The sequence below is a fragment of the Methylobacterium sp. TK26 genome (genome assembly GCF_055361565.1).
The window spans coordinates 827,951-849,239 of the sequence record NZ_CM143965.1 but is presented as its reverse complement, the minus strand read 5'-3'; the positions used below and the strand labels follow the sequence as shown (position 1 = coordinate 849,239).

General features: G+C 70.1%; 18 protein-coding genes and 1 tRNA gene. 17 read left to right on the top strand and 2 right to left on the bottom strand.

Annotated elements, in window-relative coordinates:
- Positions 1 to 134 precede the first annotated feature (134 nt).
- The 8 genes from ACXJ1Y_RS04180 to ACXJ1Y_RS04145 all read left to right on the top strand — a co-directional run bounded on the left by ACXJ1Y_RS04180 (position 135) and on the right by ACXJ1Y_RS04145 (position 7,307).
- Positions 135 to 800 carry a DNA-binding protein gene (locus ACXJ1Y_RS04180; RefSeq protein WP_463848899.1) on the top strand — a complete coding sequence of 222 codons (666 nt, stop codon included), beginning with the start codon at positions 135 to 137 and terminating at the stop codon, positions 798 to 800.
- Positions 801 to 874: 74 nt separating this feature from the next.
- A complete protein-coding gene (locus tag ACXJ1Y_RS04175) occupies positions 875 to 1,183 on the top strand; it encodes a hypothetical protein (protein WP_243952827.1) in 309 nt (102 codons plus the stop codon).
- Between the two features lie 60 nt (positions 1,184 to 1,243).
- Positions 1,244 to 2,122, top strand: a complete 879-nt coding sequence (locus ACXJ1Y_RS04170; protein ID WP_463848898.1) for an aldose 1-epimerase family protein — start codon at positions 1,244 to 1,246, stop codon at positions 2,120 to 2,122.
- 5 nt (positions 2,123 to 2,127) lie between these two features.
- Positions 2,128 to 2,820 carry a uroporphyrinogen-III synthase gene (locus ACXJ1Y_RS04165; protein WP_463848897.1) on the top strand — a complete coding sequence of 231 codons (693 nt, stop codon included), beginning with the start codon at positions 2,128 to 2,130 and terminating at the stop codon, positions 2,818 to 2,820.
- Positions 2,821 to 2,936: 116 nt separating this feature from the next.
- The gene (locus tag ACXJ1Y_RS04160; RefSeq protein ID WP_463848896.1) at positions 2,937 to 4,898 is read left to right on the top strand and encodes a COG4223 family protein; all 1,962 of its coding nucleotides are present in this window, start codon (positions 2,937 to 2,939) and stop codon (positions 4,896 to 4,898) included.
- A gap of 111 nt (positions 4,899 to 5,009) precedes the next feature.
- The gene (locus tag ACXJ1Y_RS04155; RefSeq protein WP_463848895.1) at positions 5,010 to 6,566 is read left to right on the top strand and encodes a heme biosynthesis protein HemY; all 1,557 of its coding nucleotides are present in this window, start codon (positions 5,010 to 5,012) and stop codon (positions 6,564 to 6,566) included.
- Between the two features lie 102 nt (positions 6,567 to 6,668).
- Positions 6,669 to 7,130, top strand: coding sequence for an NUDIX hydrolase (locus ACXJ1Y_RS04150; RefSeq protein ID WP_463850029.1), 462 nt, complete (start codon positions 6,669 to 6,671; stop codon positions 7,128 to 7,130).
- Between the two features lie 102 nt (positions 7,131 to 7,232).
- Positions 7,233 to 7,307 (top strand) — tRNA-Thr (locus ACXJ1Y_RS04145).
- An 89-nt stretch (positions 7,308 to 7,396) separates the two neighbouring features.
- On the opposite strand, the gene ACXJ1Y_RS04140 is transcribed toward ACXJ1Y_RS04145, so the two are convergent.
- Positions 7,397 to 8,308 carry a response regulator gene (locus ACXJ1Y_RS04140; protein ID WP_463848894.1) on the bottom strand — a complete coding sequence of 304 codons (912 nt, stop codon included), beginning with the start codon at positions 8,306 to 8,308 and terminating at the stop codon, positions 7,397 to 7,399.
- Positions 8,301 to 11,690: a hybrid sensor histidine kinase/response regulator gene (locus ACXJ1Y_RS04135; RefSeq protein WP_463848893.1), complete on the bottom strand. Its 3,390-nt coding sequence runs from the start codon at positions 11,688 to 11,690 to the stop codon at positions 8,301 to 8,303. Before ACXJ1Y_RS04135 ends, ACXJ1Y_RS04140 begins: the two co-directional genes overlap by 8 nt.
- A 252-nt stretch (positions 11,691 to 11,942) precedes the next feature.
- Here ACXJ1Y_RS04135 and urtA point away from each other — a divergent pair, with 252 nt between their 5' ends.
- The 9 genes from urtA (at position 11,943) to ACXJ1Y_RS04090 (ending at position 21,287) form a co-directional block, all read left to right on the top strand.
- Entirely contained in the window at positions 11,943 to 13,211 is a 1,269-nt protein-coding gene (urtA, locus tag ACXJ1Y_RS04130) for an urea ABC transporter substrate-binding protein (RefSeq protein WP_463848892.1), read from the top strand.
- Positions 13,212 to 13,282: 71 nt separating this feature from the next.
- Positions 13,283 to 14,209 carry an urea ABC transporter permease subunit UrtB gene (urtB, locus tag ACXJ1Y_RS04125; RefSeq protein ID WP_463848891.1) on the top strand — a complete coding sequence of 309 codons (927 nt, stop codon included), beginning with the start codon at positions 13,283 to 13,285 and terminating at the stop codon, positions 14,207 to 14,209.
- Positions 14,210 to 14,222: 13 nt separating this feature from the next.
- On the top strand, positions 14,223 to 15,407 hold the full coding sequence (gene urtC, locus ACXJ1Y_RS04120) for an urea ABC transporter permease subunit UrtC (RefSeq protein WP_463848890.1): 1,185 nt from the start codon (positions 14,223 to 14,225) through the stop codon (positions 15,405 to 15,407).
- Positions 15,408 to 15,414: 7 nt separating this feature from the next.
- On the top strand, positions 15,415 to 16,200 hold the full coding sequence (gene urtD / locus ACXJ1Y_RS04115; protein ID WP_342164411.1) for an urea ABC transporter ATP-binding protein UrtD: 786 nt from the start codon (positions 15,415 to 15,417) through the stop codon (positions 16,198 to 16,200).
- 56 nt (positions 16,201 to 16,256) lie between these two features.
- Positions 16,257 to 16,964 (top strand): urea ABC transporter ATP-binding subunit UrtE, encoded by a 708-nt coding sequence (urtE, locus tag ACXJ1Y_RS04110; RefSeq protein ID WP_463850028.1) that lies wholly within the window; start codon positions 16,257 to 16,259, stop codon positions 16,962 to 16,964.
- A gap of 265 nt (positions 16,965 to 17,229) precedes the next feature.
- Positions 17,230 to 18,459, top strand: a complete 1,230-nt coding sequence (fmdA, locus tag ACXJ1Y_RS04105) for a formamidase (protein ID WP_463848889.1) — start codon at positions 17,230 to 17,232, stop codon at positions 18,457 to 18,459.
- Position 18,460: 1 nt separating this feature from the next.
- Positions 18,461 to 18,778 carry an FmdB family zinc ribbon protein gene (locus ACXJ1Y_RS04100; protein WP_463848888.1) on the top strand — a complete coding sequence of 106 codons (318 nt, stop codon included), beginning with the start codon at positions 18,461 to 18,463 and terminating at the stop codon, positions 18,776 to 18,778.
- A gap of 35 nt (positions 18,779 to 18,813) precedes the next feature.
- On the top strand, positions 18,814 to 19,863 hold the full coding sequence (locus ACXJ1Y_RS04095) for an aliphatic amidase (protein WP_463848887.1): 1,050 nt from the start codon (positions 18,814 to 18,816) through the stop codon (positions 19,861 to 19,863).
- A gap of 197 nt (positions 19,864 to 20,060) precedes the next feature.
- On the top strand, positions 20,061 to 21,287 hold the full coding sequence (locus ACXJ1Y_RS04090; RefSeq protein ID WP_463848886.1) for a transporter substrate-binding protein: 1,227 nt from the start codon (positions 20,061 to 20,063) through the stop codon (positions 21,285 to 21,287).
- The last annotated feature ends 2 nt before the right edge of the window (positions 21,288 to 21,289 follow it).

Below are 21,289 nucleotides of genomic sequence, written 5' to 3'. Positions count from 1 at the left end.
CCCGTCCCTCCTCGGCTCCGGGTAGGTCAGGCCGTTTAACCGAGGCTGAACCGCCCGGTTCAGTTCCCGTCGCGCCCTCCCCCCTAGACCTGCCGCCACGGATCGAACGGGTCCGATCAGGAAAGGCAGACACGATGAGCGAGAACACAGTGATCGACGGCACCGCCACCGAAATCCCGGCCGCGCGGCCGGAGACGGGCAAGCGCATCCCGAAGCGGACCTGGGTGGTGGGGGCGCTGGCCCTGCCCCTCGCCTTCGGAGCGATGGGCCTGTCGCTGTCCAAGAACCGGGCCGTGGCGCAAACGCCGGTCGCGCCGGTAGCGATCCAGGCCCTGGTGCCCTCCGGCGCGACGGCGATCAAGGGCGACGTCGCCGAGATCTACGGCAACAAGTTCGTGGTGCAGGACCCGACCGGCCGGGCGCTGGTGGAGACCGGCCGGGCGAGCGAAGGCGGGACCCTCGTCGCCAGGGGCGAGAGCGTCACCGTGCAGGGACGGTTCGAGAACGGCTTCCTCCACGCCCGGCTGCTGACCCATGGCGACGGCAAGCAGGTGGTGCTCGGCCCGGCGGGCGGGCCGCCCTTCGGCACCCTCGATTGGGCGAAGGACCGGGTCGGCCTCACCCCCGCCCCCGATGTCCCGGCCCTGACGGCGGCGGTGCAGTCGGCCGGCTACACCGACGTGCGCGTCACCGGGCGCGGGCCGCGCCATCTCGAAGTCGCCGCCAAGGATGCGGACGGACGCGAGCGCGAGCTGCATGTCGGCTTCGACGGGCAGGTCCGTGAGCGGCCGAGGCCGTGATCCTGCGGCCGGCGTGCAACCGATCGCCTTCCGGCGCGTCCTCCGCACTCTCACTGCGAAGCGGAGGACGCACCATGGAACCGATGAAGCCGATGGAACCCATGAAGCCCATGGAGCCGATGAAGCCCATGGAAGGCACCAAGCCCTGGTGGCCGGAGGATCTCGGTTCGCCCGCGACGAGCGGCGCCCAGAACGGGATGAAATACGCCTTCTTCCCCGACAAGAAGCGGCTCCTGATCGAGTCCGACGGGACGGTCTCGACCTACGACAGCGGCGACCACCGGATCGGCGGCGTCTCGCAGGCCGATGGCGGATCGCGCTCGCTCACCTTCACGAGCCAGAACGGCGAGGTGGACCTCGGTTCGCTGAAGAAGCTCGACTGAGGCCCTTGCGCCCTCCCGCCGGTCCGTTAACTCGTGAACGGAGTTGAGAGGGAGCGGGCCTTGGGCGAGCGGATCGACCTCATCGCGCCGGACGGCAGCACGGCGACCGTCTCGACCCACGGGGCCGAGCCGGTCTCGTGGCGAATCGGCGGCCGCGAGTACCTGTGGAGCGGCGACCCCGCCCACTGGAACCGGCACGCCCCCTGGCTCTTCCCGGTGGTCGGCGCCTCGGCCGGCGCGGCGGTGCGGGTCGAGGGGCGCGCCTACCCGATGGGCCAGCACGGTTTCGCCCGCGACCTGACCTTCGCCGTGATCGAGCGCGGCGACGACGCGGTGCTGCTGCGCCTGACCGACAGCGACGAGACGCGCGCTCATTATCCTTATGCCTTCCGCCTGGACGTGACCGTGCGCCTGCGCCCGGCCGGGCTCGACTTCGATGTCGTCGTCGCCAACCCGGGCGACGGGCCCCTGCCCTACGCGCTGGGCTTCCACCCTGCCTTCCCCTGGCCCTTCGCCGGGGGCGAGCGCGCGAAGGACGGCGGCTACGCGGTGGAGTTCGAGACGGCGGAACGGCCTTTCGCCCCCAAGGTCGGCGACGGGGGGCTTCTCCTGCGCGACGAGCAGCCGGTGCCCCTCGACGGACGCGTCCTGCCCCTCGATCCCGCGATCTTCACCGAGGCCTTCGTGTTCCGGAACGCCGCGAGCCGGGTGATGCGCTTCACCGGGCCGGACGGGGCGGCGATCCGCATGGAGGCGGAGGACTTCCCGCATCTCGCCGTGTGGACCAAGCCCACCGCGCCGTTCCTCTCGCTCGAATGCTGGACCGGCCATGCCGACTGGGCGGGCTTCGACGGCGACCTGACGGAGCGCGATTCGCAGCGCCTCCTCGCTCCCGGGGCGCAGGCGCGCCACGGGGTGCGCCTGAGCCTGGAGGGCTGAGGATCATGCGCGTCTGGGTGGCGCGGCCGGAACCGGGGGCTTCGCGCACGGGCGCGGCGTTGGCCGGGCTCGGCCATGCCCCGGTGGTCGCGCCGGTCCTCGCCGTCCGCGCCGTGGGGGCGCCCCTGCCGGCGGGGCCGTTCGACGGGATCATCCTGACCAGCGCCAACGCCGTCGCGGCGCTCAAAGCCCATGCCCGCGACGTGCCGGTCTTCGCTGTCGGCGCCCGCACCGCCGAGCGCGCGCGGGAGGCCGGGTTCGGGCCCGTGACCGAGGGGCCGGGCGACGGGGCGGGACTCGCCGCCCTGGTGGCGGGCCATCTTCCGGCCGGCGCGCGCCTGCTCCACGTCGCCGGGGAAGACCGCAAGCCGGAGCCCGCCGCCGCCCTGGCGAAGGCGGGTTTTCGCCTCGTGATCCACATTGCCTACCGGGCGCAGGCCATCGCCGATCTGCCCGCCCCCGTCGGGGACGCCCTGTCGGCGGGAACGCTGGAGGCCGCGTTGCACTATTCCAGCCGAAGCGCCGAAACCGCCGTGTCGCTCTGCGAGGCGGCGGGGCATGGTGGAGCCTTCCGCGCTCTGAATCATTACTGCCTGTCCGCCGATGTTGCGCGGACGCTGGAACAGGCGGGCATTCGGGTCCATTTCGTCGCGGCGCAGCCGCGCGAGACGGCGCTGCTCGACGGGTTGGCCCGGTGACGGGCGGCCCGACAAAGCCAACAGGCCGCCCTCGCCGGAACCGGCGGCGCGGTGATAGGGGAACGGGCCGCCGCGACACCGCAGCGGCCGGCACGCCGAGAGTGGAGGACCTGCCCGTGACGTCAGCGCCCAGCGACGCAGACAAGCCCGCTTCCGGGCCGTCCGGCGCGAAGCCGGAGACGAAGCCCGACGTCAAGCCGGAGGTGAAGCCCGGCGCGGTGCCGCTCTCCGCGACGAAGCCCGTCACCCCCTCCCCGGCCGGCACCCCGCCGAAGCCCGCCGAGCCCGCGAAGGCCGCGGAGCCGGTGAAGCCCGAGGCGACCAGGACCGAACCCCCGAAGCCCGGCGAGACCAAGCCCGGCGACGGGAAGCCCGGCGAGCCGAAGAAGCCCGATCCCGTGAACACGGCCGGTCCGAGCGCCCGCCCCGGCGGTCCGGCCGGGCCGGTCGGCGGCGCGGCGGTGACGGCGGGCCCGATCCTCGACCTGAAGGCGACCCGCGTCCCCGAGGCCGCCAAGGATGCGCCCAAGGATGCCTCGAAGGACGCTTCGAAGGTGACGCCGAAGCCCGGCGAGCCGGCCAAGCCCGCCGATCCGGTGAAGCCGTCGCCGGCATCCGCCTCGGCGAAGCCCGGCCCCACGCCCACCGCCTCGCCGGCTCCCGCCGCGCCGAAGCCGGGCGTCTCGCCGGCCCCCTCCCTGTCGTCCGCCTCCGCCGTGCCCCCGGCCGCGAAGGCGCGGGGCGGGTTCGGCTCCCTGGCCGCCGCCGGCCTTCTCGGCGGCGTCATCGGTGCCGGCCTGCTCTTCGCCGCCGAGAAGGCGGGTGTCGGCGGCGAGGCCGGCCGCGTCGCCGCCCTCGACCAGAAGATCGCCGGCATCGACCAGCGCCTCGGCTCCTTCGTGCCGAAGGACGCCCTCGCGCCCCTCGACAAGCGCGTCGCCACCGCCGAGGCGAGCGCCAAGCAGGCCCTCGACAAGGCTTCCGCCCAGCCGCAGGCCTCGTCGGGTGAGGCCGCCGTCCCGCAGGATGTCACCGCCCGCCTCGACAACCTCGACCAGCGCCTCTCGGCGCTGACGGAGGAGCCCGGCCGCGACGGGGGGGCCAATACCGGCTTGGGCGTCGCCCAGGCCGAGGGCACCAAGCAGCTCGCCGACCTCGATGCCCGCGTGAAGGCCCTCGAAGGCGCCGCGCCGGCTTCGGGCGCGGCCACGGCCCAGGCCAAGGAGACGAGCGACGCCATCGCCGCCCTGAAGAGCGAGATGGAAGCCCGCACCAAGCAGAACGCCGATGCCGACGCGGCCCTCGGCCAGAAGCTCGCGTCCCTGCAGCAGAGCCTCGACGCCAGGGTGCAGGCCGCCACCGAGTCGGTGCAGGCGGCGACCGAGGCGAGCCGCAAGGCGGCCGAGGCCGGGCAGAGCCAGGCGGCCGAAGCCGCCAAGGCCGTCGACCGCAAGCTCTCCGAGCAGGGCGACCGGATCGCCACCCTCGACAAGGGCCTCGCCGACCGCGCCCCCACCGCCACCGTCCAGGCGGCCCTGCGGGTCGTGGTGGCCGACCGGGTCGCCTCGGCGCTCGCCAGCGGCGCGCCCTATGCCGAGCCGCTCGCCACCCTGCGTAAGCTCGATCCGTCCGCGCAGGATCAGGCGGAAGCCCTCGCCCCCTTCGCGGAGAAGGGCGCGCCGACCACGGCGCAGCTCGCCGGCACGTTCCGGGGCATCGCGGACAGGATCGCCCAGGCGCGGCAGGCGGCCAAGGTGAAGGCGGCCTCCGAGAGCGGCGATTTCCGCACGAAGCTCCTCAGCATGGCCGACGGCCTCGTGCAGGTGCGCAAGGTCGAGTCCGGCCCGGCGGAGACCAACGGCGCGACGGCGGCCCCCGAGGAGGCGGTGCAGGCCGCCCTCGACCGGGGCGACCTCGCGGGCGCGGCCAAGGTGTTCGACGCCCTGCCGCAGGAGGCCAAGGCGCAAGCCGGGGAGTTCGGCACGACCCTCGCCGCGCGGGCCAAGGCGGCCGGCGCGTCGCAGGCGCTCACCGCCGCCGCGTTCCAGGCCCTGCCCGCCCCCGCCGCGCAGAAATGACGGCGGCGGCCGCCCGCCACCGCCAGCCATCGGCGCAGGGTGCCAGACACCCCGCGCCATCCCGCATTCGCGCCGGCCGCCCCACGGCCGGCGCCTGGAGAGACTGACCCCATGTGGCGCGCCCTCGCCTACCTCGTCCTGCTGGCCGTGGCCGCCTTCGGGGCGGTCTGGATCGCCGACAGGCCCGGCACCGTCACGGTGGTGTGGAACGGCTACCAGATCGGCACCAGCCTCGCCCTCGCCATCGTCGGCGTGATCGCGGCGGCGGTGGTCCTCGGCTTCGTCTGGGCGATCATCCGCGGCTTCATCGGCCTGCCCGAGGCGCTGGTGCGCGGCTCCTCCGAGCGGCGCCGGAGCAAGGGGCTCTCGGCCCTCTCGCGGGGGATGATCGCCGTGGGCTCGGGTGATCCCCTGGCGGCCAAGCGCTACGCGGGCGACGCGGAGCGGCTGCTCGGCACCGAGCCGCTGACCCTGCTGCTGAAGGCCCAGGCCGCGCAGATCTCCGGTGATCGCGAGGGCGCCGAGCGCGCCTTCCAGGCCATGGCCGACGACCCCGAGACACGGGTGCTCGGCCTGCGCGGCCTGTTCGTGGAGGCGCGCCGCCGGGACGACGAGATCGCCGCCCGCGCCTACGCCGCCGAGGCGTCGCGCCTCGCGCCGAGCGTCACCTGGGCCAACGACGCGATGCTGGAGGCGCATTGCGCCGACACCGACTGGACCGGCGCCCTGGAGACGGTGGAACGCCGCGCCTCCCTCGGCCTGATCGACAAGCAGGCGGCCAAGCGCCAGCGGGCCGTGCTGCTCACGGCCATCGCCCGCGACCGGGAGGCCGGCGAGCCCGAATCCGCCGCCGAGCGGGCGCTCCAGGCGGTGAAGCTGAGCCCCAGCCTCGTGCCTGCCGCCTGCATCGCGGGCCGGCTGCTGGCCCGCCGCGGCGACCTCAAGAAGGCCGCCCGCGTGATCGAGGGCGCGTGGAAGATCAACCCGCATCCCGACCTCGCCCAGGTCTACCTCGGCCTGCGCACGGGCGATTCCGTGCGCGACCGTCTCGCCCGCGCCGAGACGCTGGCCAAGCTCTCGTCCTGGGATCCCGAGGCGCGCCTCGCCGTGGCCCAGGCGGCCCTGGATGCCCGCGAGTTCGGCCGCGCCCGCGAGGCGCTTCAGCCCCTCACCCTCGAAGGGCCGACCGCGCGCACCTGCCTGATGATGGCCTCGATCGAGGAGGCCGAGCACGGCGCCCAGTCCGGCCGGGCCCGGGAATGGCTCTCCCGCGCCGCCCGTGCCCCGCGCGACCCGCTCTGGATCGCCGACGGCACCGCCTCGCGGACCTGGGAGCCGGTCTCGCCGGTCACCGGCCAGCTCGACGCCTTCACGTGGCAGGCCCCGCCGAACGCCCTCGGCGCCCCGGCCGAGCCGATGGATCCGGAGGAGGACGAGCCGCAGCCGCAGCTGAAGCCGCATGCAGAGCCCGCCCTCGCGGCGCCCAAGCCCGGCCCGGTGGAGCCGAAGCCTCCGGCGCAGACGGCGGCGGATCCCGTGTCGGCGGGCATGGCGGCGGCGGCCTTGCCGGTGCAGGCCGGGGCGGGGCCGGGTGTCAAAACTGTCGTGCGCGACATTCCTGCGCGCGGCGGTGAACTTGTTTCGCAATCAGAACGTAGCAATATCTAGACAACGGCTCATTCGGGGGCCGTGCGGGGCCACCGTCGAGGAGAGAGTCCGATCACCGCGCAGTTTGCCAAGCCGTCCGCACGCCGGCTGAAGCCATCGGACCTGTCCCTCGACGATGCGGACGAGCCCCGGCGCCAAGTCGGCGTCCTGCCGATCCGCCGGGGGCGGGACGGCGGGATGAAGGTGCTGCTGGTGACGTCGCGGGAGAGCCGCCGCTGGGTGATTCCGAAGGGCTGGCCGATGAAGGGCCGCAAGCCTTTCGAGGCGGCGGCGCAGGAGGCCTACGAGGAGGCGGGCCTGCGCGGCTCGGTCGGCAAGCGCCCGCTGGGCTATTACCTCTACGAGAAGCGCCTGAAGAACCTGGAGGCCGTCACCTGCCAGGTGAAGGTGTTCCCCCTGCGCGTGCGCAAGCAGCTGAAGCATTTCCCGGAGGAGCACCAGCGGGAGCTGCGCTGGTTCACGCCCGCCGAGGCGGCGGAGGCGGTGACGGAGCCCGGTCTGGCGGCGATCATCCGGGCCGTCCTGCAACGCCCGGTTCTGCCGGAGATGCTGCCGGACGCATAACTGGCGTTGCCAAGCCCGTTTCGATCCGGTATGGCCCCTCTCGCGCGGACGTCACGGCCCAACGGCCCCGACCCGCCCCGTATCCCCGAGGGGATGCCAGATGCTGCGGTAGCTCAGTGGTAGAGCACTTCATTGGTAATGAAGAGGTCGACAGTTCAATCCTGTCTCGCAGCACCATAGTTCGCTCAGTCCAGCACTAACGCCTCATTCGTTTGCAGCACCGGAATGCGGGAGCGAGGGAATTCACCTCGGCTCGATGCGGTGTCTCAACCTCCGCCCTGGATGTACCGATTGGCGATCATCGAGGCCGCGGTGCGGTTCTCGACGCCGAGCTTGGCGTAGATGGCTTCGAGATGCTTGGTCACCGTCCGGTGACTGAGGCCCAGGATCTCGCCGATGTCGCGGCTCGCCTTGCCCTGGGACAGCCAGAACAGGACGTCCGCCTCGCGGGCGGTGATGGGCAGGCTCGCGCGCAGGCGGGCGAGGCTCAGCGCCGGATCGTCCTGCGACAGCCGCAACAGGATCTCCTCGGCCGTCCCGCCGACGAAGCTGAGGCTGTGCGGCGGGCCGTCCGATCCCTTCAGCGTCACGGAACCGGTGGTCGTCCCCGCGAGGCAGGCCCGCAGCCACGCCACCGCCTCGGGCGGCAGGGACAGGACGCCGTCCGGCGTCGCGGCCAGGGAGGCGATGAGCTGTCCGGCCTGGGGCGTGCACCACAGGACCCGGCCGTTGGCGGACACCGCCAACAGGGTCCGCCCCATCGCGTCGAGGGCGGTGCGGGCGCTGCGGGCGGATCGCGCCCCGGCGAGATGGGTGCGGATGCGGGCCAGCAACTCGTCCGGGACGATGGGCTTCGTCACGTAGTCGACGCCGCCCGCGTCGAGGCCCCGCACGATGTGCTCGGTCTCGCTGAGCCCGGTCATGAAGATCACCGGGACGCTGGCGAGGTGCGGTTTCGCCTTGAGGCGGCGGCAGGTCTCGAACCCGTCGAGGCCCGGCATCACCGCGTCGAGCAGGATCACGTCGGGCGTGACCTCATCGACCAGGGCGAGGGCGAGATCGCCCGCCACCGCGATCAGCACCGTCGCGCCGGAGCGTTCGATCGCCTCGGTCAGGAAGCTCAGGGTCTCGGGGGAATCGTCGACGACGAGGATCACGTCGCGGCCGGGCTCACTCATCGCCGGCGAGCTCCTTCAGCACCGTCAGGTAGCGGCGCAGGTCGAAGTCCGCGATCAGCCCGCGCATCTGCGCCACGAAGTCCGGCGGAACGGTGTCGTCCTGTTCCATCGCCGCGAGCTTCGCCTCGATGCCCCGGATATGCCCGATCCGACCGAGGCGCAGCAGGTCGCCCACATGGGCGGCGGCGGGGCGGTTCGCCATGGGCGGGCCGTCCGTCTCTGCCGCCGGGCGCGGCGCCGCATCCGTCTCCGTCCAGTCGAGGCGCAAGAGGGCGCCGGTCCGATCCAGCACGTCGCGCAGGTCGAAGGGCTTGGTGAGGATCGCGTCGTGGGGCGGGCTGTCGCCCCGCAGGGGGCCGAGTTCGTGGACGTTGGCGGACATCATCACGATCGGCCCGCCATGGCCCCGCGCCCGCAGCGCCGCCGCCACGTCCCAGCCGCTCATGCCCGGCATCGCGATGTCGAGGAGGATCAGGTCGATCGCGTTCGATTCCGTCGCCTCCGCGACCGCCGCGAGGCAGGCGGGTCCGGTCTCGGCCTCGCGCACCGTGAGCCCGCGCGGCTCCAGAATGGCCCGCATCAGGGTCCGGTGCGCGGTGTCGTCATCGACCACGAGGACGGTCCGGCGCGGGCCGGCGTAACAGGGCTCCGCGCGGGCCGGCGGCGCGGGGGCGGGGGCGAGCGAGGGCTGCGTGACGGCGGCGAGCATCAGGCGCAGCCGGGCCTGCGTCCCGCCCCCCGGCGCCGGCATCAGCGAGATCTCCCCCCCGAGGAGCTGCGCCAGCAGGTTGGCGATGGTGAGCCCCAGGCCGGTTCCGGGCGTGCTGCGGGCGGCGGGCGTCGAGCCGCGCTCGAACGGCTCGAAGATCCGGTCGCGGTCGGCCTCCGGGATGCCGGGGCCGGTGTCGCGGATCGTGAAGACCGCGACCTGGCTGCGGTAGCTCAGGCTGAGTGAGACCGTCCCGCGCGGCGTGAACTTGATGGCGTTCGACAGCAGGTTGAGCAGCACTTGGCGCAGGCGCTTCTCGTCGGTGGCGACGACCTGGGGCAGGGTCTCGGGGCGGGTGAAGCGGAAATCGAGCCCGGCCTCGCGGGCCTGGAGCCGGACCATGTCGGCGAGCTGATCGAGGAAATCCGAGAGCCGGATCTCGTCGCGGTTGATCTGCAGGCGGCCCGCCTCCATCCGCGAGATGTCGAGAAGCCCGTCGATCAGGCCCGAGAGGTGCTGGGCGCTGCGCCGGATGACCCGGATGCCGTTGAGGCGGGCCGGGGGGATCGTCGGGTCGGTCTCGAGGAGCTGGGCGTAGCCGAGCACGCTGGAGAGGGGGGTCCGCAACTCGTGGCTGAGGCCGACGACGTAGCGGCTCTTGGCCTGGTTGGCGGCCTCGGCCCGCTCCTTGGCCTCCTGCAGCTTCGCGTCCGTCACCTTGTGCGCGGCGATCTCGGCCTCGTAGAGGAGGGTCTGGCGCCGCGTCTCGGCCTGGGCGACCCGCCGGCTTTCCTGCGCGAGCACGAACAGCCACGCGACGACCCCGAGGATGACCACGAGGATGAAGAACACGCTGGTCAGCGCCGCGCGCAGGACCTCGCGGTGGTCCGGGTGGGCGATGCTCGCGCCCGCATGGACGACGCCGAGGATCAGGCCGATCACCGCGCAGAGCGTCAGCATCACCGCCAGATAGCGGCCGAGCGGCGCGCCGATCCAGGCGGCCGTGCGGCGCGGCAGGATGCGCGCGAGGGCGTCCTGCGCCTGAACTTCGAGTCGGCCGTGGGGCTTGCAGAGGTCGCCGCAGCGGGCGTCGAGGGAGCAGCAGAGGGAGCAGATCGGTGCGTTGTAGGCCGGGCAATGGGCCATGTCCTCGCCCTCGAAGGGCAATTCGCAGACCCGGCAGGTGATCTCGCCCGCGCCCCAGTCCCGGCGCGGCGCCCGGGCGAGATACCAGCGCCCTTCCGTCGCCCAGGCCAGCGCGGGCGCCGCGCCGAACGCGATGGCCAGCGTCAGCATCGGGGCGAAGGCCTGGGGCGTCGGGCCCAGGAGGCCGAAATAGAGCAGGCAGCCCGCCGCCAGGGCCAGCAGCATCGCCCCGGTGCCGACCGGGTTGACCGCGTAGAGATGCGCCCGCTTGAACTCGATGCCGGGCGGCGACAGGCCGAGCGGCTTGTTCACGACGAGGTCGGCGGCCAGCGCCCCGACCCAGGCCGAGACCACGCAGGCATAGAGCGGCAGGGTGCTCTCGATCGTCTTGTCGATGCCGAGCATCATCAGCAGCACCGCGATGGCGACGTTGAAGACGAGCCAGACCACCCGGCCGGGATGGCTGTGCGTGAGGCGCGAGAAGAAGTTCGACCACGCGATCGAGCCGGCATAGGCGTTGGTCAGGTTGATCTTGAGCTGCGAGACGAGGACGAAGGCCCCCATCAGCAGCAGCGCCGCCTGCCCGTTCCCGCCGGTCACGTAGCCGAAGGCGATGCGGTACATCTGGGTCGGTTCGGCGGCCTGATCGGGCGGGACGCCGTGGGACAGGGCGAGGACCGCGAGGCCGGCGCCGAGCAGGATCTTGGCCATGCCGGGCAGGATCCACCCGGCGCCGCCCGCCAGCACCGCCAGCCACCACGTCCGGTCGCGCGCCGATGTCGGCTCGGGCACGAAGCGCAGGAAATCCACCTGCTCGCCCACCTGGGCCAGCAGGGCCAGCAACACCCCGGTGGCGGTGCCGAACCGCGCGAGGTCGAATCCGTCGCCCCGTCCGTCGAGGCCGGGGAAGGCGGCGAGCGCCGGCAGCGCGGCGGGATCCCGCACGGCGATGAAGACGACGGGCAGCAGGCCGAGGGCGAGCCAGAGGGGCTGCGTCCAGATCTGGATCCGGCTGATCAAGCGGATGCCGTAGGCCACGAGGGGGATCACCGCGCTCGCGCAGACGAGATAGCCGATCCAGAGCGGCAGCCCGAGGCAGAGCTGCAGCGCCAGCGCCATGATCGCCGCCTCGATGGCGAAGAACAGGAAGGTGAAGCTCGCGTAGATCAGCGACGTCACCGTCGAGCCGAGATAGCCGAAGCCCGCCCCGCGGGTGAGCAGATCCATGTCCACGCCGTAGCGGGCGGCGTAGGTGGTGATCGGCGCGGCGGTGGCGAAGATGATCAGGCCGACGGTGAGGATCGCCGCCAGGGCGTTCACGAAGCCCGCCGTGAGGACGAGCGTGCCGCCGATCGCCTCCAGCGCCAGGAACGACACCGAGCCCAGCGCCGTCTGCGCGACCGCGAAGCCCGACCAGCGCCGCGCCTTCTTCGCCGTGAAGCGGAGGGCGTAATCCTCCAGGGTCTCGTCCGCGACGAAGCGGTTGTAGTCGCGCCGGATCGGGATGATGCGCTGCGGGCCGCTCATCGGTCGCCGACCGGGCATGCGGGTGCGACCGCGCGCGATGGAGGCCGCACGGCACAAGGCGCTCCCGCGCAACGTGTATTCCCGATCCTGAACGCCATCGGTCCCTGGACTAGCCGGGTCGACGGTGCCCCAGAGGCAAGAGCCCGGCCATACGCAAAACAGCGTATATGCTGCGCTGCGGCGAACGCCCTAGCCTGCACCGGTCGATTTGGGGCCGCCTCTCTAGGCCCCGGACGCAACCGGGGCAGGCAGATGGCAGACGACACCGATTCCGGCGCGGATCACGGCTTGCGGTCGCCGTTGCGGCGCAGGCTTCTCATGGGGCTGGCCGGCGCGCCGGCCCTGGCGATGATGCCGGGGCGCGCCTTCGCGGCGGCCCCGACCGCCGCCGTCAACACCACCGGCCTCGCCGTGACCGACACCGAGGTGACGGTCGGCATCCTGCACTCGATCACCGGCACGATGGCGATCTCCGAGACGGGCGCGCAGGAAGCGGAAAAGCTCGCGATCCAGCAGATCAACGACGCGGGCGGCGTGCTCGGCCGCAAGATCAAGATCATCCAGGAGGACGGCGGCTCCGACTGGCCGACCTTCGCCGAGAAGGCCAAGAAGCTCCTCGTCAACGACCATTGCGCGGCGGTGATGGGCTGCTGGACCTCCGCGTCGCGCAAGGCGGTGCTGCCGGTCTTCGAGCAGTATAACGGGCTCCTGTACTACCCGACCTTCTACGAGGGTCTGGAGCAGTCCAAGAACGTCTTCTACACCGGCCAGGAGGCGACGCAGCAGATCCTCGCCGGACTCGACTGGGTGCACAAGGAGAAGGGCGGCGACACCTTCTACTTCATCGGCTCCGATTACATCTGGCCGCGCACCTCGAACAAGATCGCCCGCAAGCACGTCGAGAACGTGTTGAAGGGCAAGGTGGTCGGCGAGGAATACTTCCCGCTCGGCCACACGCAGTTCAACTCGGTCATCAACAAGATCAAGCTGACGAAGCCGAAGGTGATCTTCGCCGACGTGGTCGGCGGGTCGAACGTGGCGTTCTACAAGCAGCTGAAGGCGGCCGGCATCGACCTGTCGAAGCAGGTGCTGATGACGATCTCGGTGACGGAAGACGAGATCGACGGCATCGGCGGCGAGAACATCGCCGGGGCCTATGCCTGCATGAAGTACTTCCAGTCGATCGAGAACGAGAACAACAAGGCGTTCGTCGCGGCCTTCAAGAAGATGTGGGGCGAGAAGACGGTCATCGGCGACGTGACCCAGGCGGCCTATCTCGGGCCCTTCCTGTGGAAGATGGCCTGCGAGAAGGCCGGCTCCTTCGACGTGGACAAGGTGGTCGCCGCGTCGCCAGGCATCGAGTTCAAGGGCGCGCCCGAAGGCTATGTCAGGATCGATCCGAACCATCACCTCTGGTCGAAGACCCGGGTCGGCCGGGCCAAGACCGATGGCCAGTTCGAGATCGTCTACACCAGTCCCGAGCTGATCAAGCCGGACCCGTTCCCGAAGGGATACCAGTAGGCACGCCGATCCCGCCCCCGGAAGAGGGGGCGGGACATGAAACGTCGTCCCCATCGCGGGAGATTCCACAGATGTTCGGCGATTATTCCCTCGGCGATCTCGGCGCGATCTTCGCGATGCAGGGCTTCGCCGGCCTGATCCTGTTCTCGGTTTACCTGCTGATGGCGCTGGGGCTGGCGATCATCTTCGGCCAGATGGGCGTGATCAACATGGCCCACGGGGAGTTCATGATCCTCGGCGCCTACGTCACCTATCTCTGCTCGGCGTTCTTCCAGTCCTACCTGCCGGTGCTGTTCCCGGCCTACTTCTTCATCGCCATGGGGCTGGCCTTCCTCGCCTCTGGGGCGCTCGGGATGCTGGTGGAATGGGGCCTGATCCGGTTCCTCTACAAGCGCCCGCTCGACACCCTGCTGGCCACCTGGGGCCTCTCGCTGATCCTGCAGCAGGCCTACCGCTCGATCTTCGGCGCCCGCGAGGTCGGGGTCGAGCTGCCCTCCTGGCTGATCGGCTCGGTGCAAGTCACCGACACGATCGAGATCCCGATCAACGGCCTGTTCGTCATGGCCGTGACCATCCTCATCACCGTGAGCGTCGCGCTCCTGATCTTCCGCTCGCGCTTCGGCCAGCAGGTCCGGGCGGTGATGTCGAACCGCGCCATGGCGGGGGCGGTCGGCATCGATACCGAGAAGGTCGACCGCTACACGTTCGGCCTCGGCTGCGGCATCGCCGGCATCGCCGGCTCGGCCTTCACGATGATCGGCTCCACCGGGCCGACCTCCGGCCAGCTCTACATCGTCGATACCTTCCTGATCGTCGTGTTCGGCGGCGCGGCGAGCCTCGTCGGCACCATCGCCTCGGCCTTCTCGATCTCGCAGACGCAATCGACCCTGGAATTCTTCCTCTCCGGCTCGATGGCCAAGGTGATCACCCTGCTTGCGGTGGTCGGCATCCTGATGCTGCGGCCGCAGGGTCTCTTCACCCTCAAGGTCCGGCGCTGAGGAGTTTTCGGCCATGACGAACCCGGTCCAGACCCTCACCAAATCCGTCACCGTCAACGACAACCCGTTCATGAAGCCGGTGGAATGGCTGAGCTTGGCGCTCCTGGCCGGGGTGATCCTCGTCGTTCTGCCGCTGATGCTCGACGGCTTCCGCCTCAACCTCGTCGGCAAGTACCTCACCTACGCCTTCGTGGCGCTCGGCCTCGTGATCTGCTGGGGCTACGCCGGCATCCTGTCGCTCGGCCAGGGCGTGTTCTTCGGTCTCGGCGGGTATTGCATGGCGATGTACCTGAAGCTGGAGGCTTCGAGCGTCGAGAATACGAAGATCCAGTCGACGCCGGGCATCCCGGACTTCATGGACTGGAACCAGATCACCGCCCTCCCCTGGTTCTGGCAGCCGTTCAAGAGCTTCCCGCTCACCGTCCTGCTGGTGGTGGCGGTCCCGGTCCTGTTCGCGATGCTGATCTCCTTCGCGATGTTCAAGCGCCGGGTCGGCGGCACCTACTTCGCCATCATCACCCAGGCCATCGCCGCCATCCTGACGATCCTGATCGTCGGCCAGCAGGGCTATACCGGCGGCATCAACGGCATCACCGACCTGCGCACCCTCCACGGCTGGGACATCCGCACCGACCACGCCAAGGTCATCCTGTACTTCGTCAACGGCGGCCTGCTCCTCGCCTGCATCCTGGCGGCGCAGTACGTGAAGAAGTCGAAGCTCGGCCGCATCCTCGTGGCCATGCGCGACAAGGAGGACCGGGTGCGGTTCTCCGGCTACTCGGTGGCGGGGTTCAAGGTCTTCGCCTTCAGCCTGGCCGCCGCCTTCGCGGCGATCGGCGGGGCGATGTTCAGCCTGCAGGTCGGGTTCATGTCGCCCTCCTTCGTCGGCATCGTGCCCTCGATCGAGATGGTGATCTATGCCGCGGTCGGCGGGCGCCTGTCCCTGTTCGGCGCGGTCTGGGGCACGCTCCTCGTGAACTGGGCCAAGACCACCTTCTCCGAGAGCTTCCCGGACCTCTGGCTGTTCGGCCTCGGCGCCCTGTTCATCGCCGTGGTGCTGGCCTTCCCGAACGGTCTCGCCGGCATCTGGCGGGAGCACATCGAGCCCCGCCTCACCCGCCGGGTGAAGGCCCTGCGCGCGCCTCCGCCCGCCATCGTCCCGCCTCAGAATGCGCCCGCTGGCGCCCCCGCCGAGTGAGGATGCCATGAACGCCGCGATCCTCTCCTCCCCCGTGGTCGGGGCCGAGTCCGCCCCGCCCGACCATCTCCTCGCCGTCGAGGCGCTGACGGTCTCCTTCGACGGGTTCAAGGCGGTGAACGACGTGTCGTTCTACGTCGAGCCCGACGAGATCCGGGTGATCATCGGCCCGAACGGCGCCGGCAAGACCACGGTGCTCGACCTGATCTGCGGGCGCACCCGCGCGAGCGCCGGCTCGATCAAGTACAAGGGCCAGGAACTGACGAAGCTCTCCGAGAGCGCCATCGTCCAGGCCGGCGTCGGCCGCAAGTTCCAGACGCCGTCGATCTACGACGACCTGACGGTGTTCGAGAACCTCGAAATCTCGTTCCCCCGGGGCCGCTCGGTGTTCGGCGCCCTGACCTTCAAGCGCGACGCCGAGGTCCGCGACCGCATCCACGCCATCGCCGAGACGATCTTCCTGAAGGACCAGCTCAAGGAACGGGCGGAGTTCCTGAGCCACGGCCAGAAGCAGTGGCTGGAGATCGGCATGCTGCTGATCCAGGACCCGGAACTGTTGATGCTCGACGAGCCGGTGGCCGGGATGAGCGTCGGCGAGCGGATCAAGACCGCCGAACTGCTCAACCAGATCATCAAGGGCCGCTCGGTGCTGGTGATCGAGCACGACATGAAGTTCGTCGAGGACATCGCCCACCGGGTGACGGTCCTGCACCAGGGCAAGGTGCTCTCCGAAGGCTCGATGGAGCGGGTCAAGACCGACCCGAAGGTCATCGAAGTGTATCTGGGACATTGACGATGGCCTCGCTCCAGACCGCGCCTACAGCCTCCGTCCCGCCGCCGCTGGCGGCGATGCCCTCCGCCATGCCGGCGCTCGCCGTCGAGGATTTGCACGCGGCCTACGGCCAGAGCGAGGTCCTGCACGGGCTCACCTTCGCGGTGGCCCCCGGCGAGATCGTCGCCGTGATGGGCCGCAACGGCATGGGCAAGACCACGCTGATGAAGACCCTGATGGGCCTCCTGCCCGTCAAGGCCGGGTCGATCCGGGTCGAGGGCGCGGATGTGGCCGGGCTCAAGAGCCACGCCCGGGTCGCCAAGGGCCTCGCCTACGTGCCGCAGGGCCGGATGATCTTCTCGACCATGACGGTACAGGAGAACATCGAGACCGGCCTGACGGTCACGGGCGCCCGCGCGGTGCCGCAGGACCTCTACGAGATGTTCCCGTTCCTGCTGGAGATGAAGGGGCGCCGGGGCGGCAACCTGTCCGGCGGGCAGCAGCAGCAGCTCGCCATCGCCCGCGCGCTGGCCAGCCGCCCGAAGGTGCTGCTCCTCGATGAGCCCACGGAAGGCATCCAGCCCTCGATCATCCGCGAGATGGGCCGGACCCTGAAGAGGATTCGTGACGAGCGTGGCCTGTCCATCGTGGTCTCGGAGCAGGTGCTGAGCTTCGCCCTCGACGTCGCCGACCGGGTCGTCGTCCTGGAGAACGGCGCCATCGTCCACGAGGCCCCGCGGGACGGCATCGACGAGGCGGCCGTCGCCCGGTTCCTGTCGGTCTGACCGATGGCCGCTCACCGCTCGTCAATGGGGGTGACGGCGGAGGGCAGGCACCCCGCCATTCCCTCCCGCCCTCATCCTCATCCTGAGGTGCCCGCGTGAGCGGGCCTCGAAGGAGAGCTCCAGGGATCGCGGAGCCTTCTGGAGCCCTCCTTCGAGGCCGTCGCTTCGCGCCGGCACCTCAGGATGAGGGCAAGGGTGGGATGAGCCGTCCGCGCCCATCCCCTCAAGGCCAGTCAACCACAACCGCAGCAGGGAGTCGTAAAAAATGCCCGAGACATTGATCAAGGTCGATCTCACGCAGTCGGCCTACGACAACGACATGGTGCACAACCGCTGGCACCCGGACATTCCGATGGTCGCCACCGTGAAGCCGGGCGCGGACTTCATCGTCGAGACCTACGACTGGACCGGCGGCTTCATCAAGAACAACGATTCCGCCGACGACGTGCGCGACATCGACCTGTCGATCGTCCACTTCCTCTCGGGCCCCATCGGCGTCGAGGGCGCCGAGCCCGGCGACCTGCTGGTGGTCGATCTCCTCGACATCGGCGCCAAGCCGGAGAGCCAGTGGGGCTTCAACGGCTTCTTCTCCAAGAAGAACGGCGGCGGCTTCCTCGACGAGCACTTTCCGCAGGCCCAGAAGTCGATCTGGGATTTCGAGGGTATGTTCACCAAGTCGCGCCACGTCCCTGGCGTGCGCTTCCCCGGCCTGATCCATCCCGGCCTGATCGGCTGCCTGCCCGATCCCACGATGCTGGAGACCTGGAACACCCGCGAGAAGGCCCTCTACGACACCAACCCGGACCGCGTTCCGGCGCTGGCCACCCTGCCCTTCGGCCCGACCGCCCATATGGGCCGCTTGAAGGGCGAGGCGAAGGACGCGGCCGCCGCCACCGGCGCCCGGACGGTCCCGCCCCGCGAGCATGGCGGCAATTGCGACATCAAGGATCTGTCGCGCGGCTCGAAGATCTACTTCCCGGTCTACGTGCCGGGCGCCGGCCTCTCCATGGGCGACCTGCATTTCAGCCAGGGCGACGGCGAGATCACCTTCTGCGGCGCCATCGAGATGGCCGGCTGGGTGCATCTCAAGGTCGATCTGATCAAGGGCGGCATGGCCAAGTACGGGATCAAGAACCCGATCTTCAAGCCGTCGCCGATCACGCCGAAATTCGACGATCATTTGATCTTCGAGGGCATCTCCGTCGACGAGCACGGCGGCCAGCATTACCTCGACGTGCATATCGCCTACCGGCAGGCCTGCCTCAACGCGATCGAATACCTGAAGAAGTTCGGCTATTCCGGCGCGCAGGCCTACTCGATCCTCGGCACGGCGCCGGTCCAGGGGCACATCTCGGGGGTGGTCGACATCCCCAACGCCTGCGCGACCCTCTGGATTCCGACCAAGATCTTCGAGTTCGACATCAATCCCGGCGCGGACGGGCCGACCAAGTTCCTCGACGGCTCGATCCAGATGCCGCTCTCGCCGGATCTCTGAGATGCCCGTCTACGACTACGAATGCGAGGCCTGCGGGCCCTTCACCGTCATGCGCCCGATGGCGGAGTTCCGCGAGCCGCATGACTGCCCGGATTGCGGGGGGACGAGCCCACGGGCCTTCCTCACCGCCCCCCGCATCGCCGGGATGGAGGCGGGGCTGCGGGCGGCCCACGCCACCAACGAGCGCAGCCGCCACGCGCCCCGCCGCTCGGGGGGCCATGGAGCCGGCTGCGGCTGCTGCGCGCCGAAGAAGGCGGCGGCGGCCCCGGCCGCCGCCAAGAGCTTTCCCGGCGCGCGGCCCTGGATGATCAGCCACTGAGCCGACCGCGAAGACTTCCCGGAGGATAAGACGCCATGATGCACGGAGACATCTCGTCCAGCCAGGACAGCGTCGGCGTCGCCGTCGTGAACTACAAGATGCCGCGCCTGCACACCCGCGCGGAAGTCCTTGAGAACGCCAAGGCGATCGGTCGGATGATCGTCGGCATGAAGTCCGGCCTGCCGGGCCTCGACCTCGTGATCTTCCCCGAATACTCGACCCACGGCATCATGTACGACGCCGCCGAGATGTACGAGACCGCCGCGACAATCCCCGGCGCCGAGACCGAGGTGTTCGCCGCCGCCTGCCGGGAGGCGAAGGTCTGGGGCGTGTTCTCGCTCACCGGCGAGCGCCACGAGGAGCATCCGCACAAGGCGCCCTACAACACCCTGATCCTGATGAACGACCAGGGCGAGATCGTCCAGAAGTACCGCAAGATCATGCCCTGGACGCCGATCGAGGGCTGGTATCCGGGGGACCGCACGTACGTGTCGGACGGGCCGAAGGGCCTCAAGATCAGCCTGATCATCTGCGACGACGGCAACTACCCGGAGATCTGGCGCGACTGCGCCATGCGCGGCGCCGAGCTGATCATCCGCTGCCAGGGCTACATGTATCCGGCCAAGGAACAGCAGATCGTCATCTCGAAGGCGATGGCGTTCGCCAACAACACCTACGTGGCGGTGTCGAACGCGGCCGGGTTCGACGGGGTCTACACCTATTTCGGCCACTCGGCGATCATCGGCTTCGACGGCCGCACCCTTGGCGAGTGCGGCGAGGAGGAGATGGGGATCCAGTACGCCGCCCTGTCGAAGTTCCTCATCCGGGACTTCCGCGCCCACGGCCAGTCGGAGAACCACCTCTTCAAGCTCCTGCACCGTGGCTACACGGGCATGATCAACTCGAAGGAGAACCGGCACGGGATGTCGGAATGTCCCTACGACTTCTACCGGCGCTGGATCGAGGATCCCGACGGGACCCGCGACGCGGTTAGGGCCATCACCCGCCAGAGCGTCGGCACGGAGGAATGCCCCATCGAGGGCATCCCCTTCATCGGCCGGGGCGACGCGCCGCCCGATCCCTGACCGGCGCGGCCCCGCGCCGAAGGAGACCATCGGCCAATGACGAGAATTTTGACGTTATCGGCCGGCGTCCGCCTGTCCTTCGCACAGGGGGCGCCCATCTGCGCAAGCTTTGCGCCGTCCTGCGCCCTCTTTGATCTTCCGGTTGCCCGGAAGGCCGGCAATGATACCTGCGCTTGTCCAAGGGGGCTTCGGGATCGATGGCACATCTCACGCGGCGAAGCTTCGTCGGGGCGGCGTCGTTGCTCGCCTCCCCCGCCCTGATCCGGCCGGCCTTCGCGGCCGACACCGTCAAGCTCGGCTGCCTGTTCTCCTCCTCCGGCACGATGGCCAACCTCGAAGGCCGGCTGAACCACGTCGTCCGCATGGCCGCCGACGAGATCAACGGCCGGGGCGGCGTCAACGGTCGCCAGATCGAGGTGCTGACCTCCGATCCCGCCTCGGACTGGCCGCTCTACGCCCAGGTCGGCCGGCAGATGCTGCAGCAGGAGAAGGTCGCGGCCCTGTTCGGCTGCTGGACCTCGGTGTCGCGCAAATCCGTCCTGCCGGTCGTCGAGCAGAACGACGGGCTGCTGTTCTACCCGCTGCACTTCGAGGGCGACGAGAATTCGAAGAACGTCGTCTACGTGAACTCGCCGCCCGCGAGCTCCGTGCTGCCGGCGGTCGATTACCTGATGGGCCAGGACGGGGTCGGGGCGAAGCGGTTCTTCATGATCGGCTCGGACTACGTCTGGCCCCGGACGATCAACAAGCAGCTCAGGGGCTATTGGAAGAGCAAGGGCATCCCCGAGAGCGCGTGGCGCGAGGAATACGTGCCCTTCGGCTTCTCGAACTTCCAGACTCTGGTGAACCAGGTCCGCAGCTTCGCCAGCCAGCCCGGCGGGCAGGCGATCGTGGTGCTCACCGTCGTCGGATCCTCGATTCCCGACTTCCTGCGCGAATTCGCCAACCAGGGCATCACCGCCACCGACGTGCCGATCCTCGGCCTCGACATGGTGGAGGCCGATCTCGAAGGGCTCGACACGGCCAAGCTCGCCGGCCACCTGAATTGCTGGGCCTATCTGCAGGCCGCCAAGAGCGAGCGGAACACCAAGTTCCTCGGCGACTGGGCCTCCTACGTGAAGGCCAGGAACGTCCCGTTCAGCGCGGACACGGTCATCGACCCGATGGTGTCGGCCTATGACAGCGTCCAGCTCTGGGCGCTCGCGGCCGCCAAGGCCGGGTCCTTCGCGGTGCCCGAGGTGCGCAAGGCCTTCGCCGGCCTCAGCTTCGAGGACCCGTCCGGCTACACGCTGACCATGACGGGGGAGAACAATTACGTCTCCCGCGGCGTGTTCATCGGCTCGGTCAACGAGAAGCGCGGCTTCGACGTGCTGTGGCAATCCCCGAACGCGCCCAAGCCGGTCCCGTTCAGCCCCTATGGCTGAAC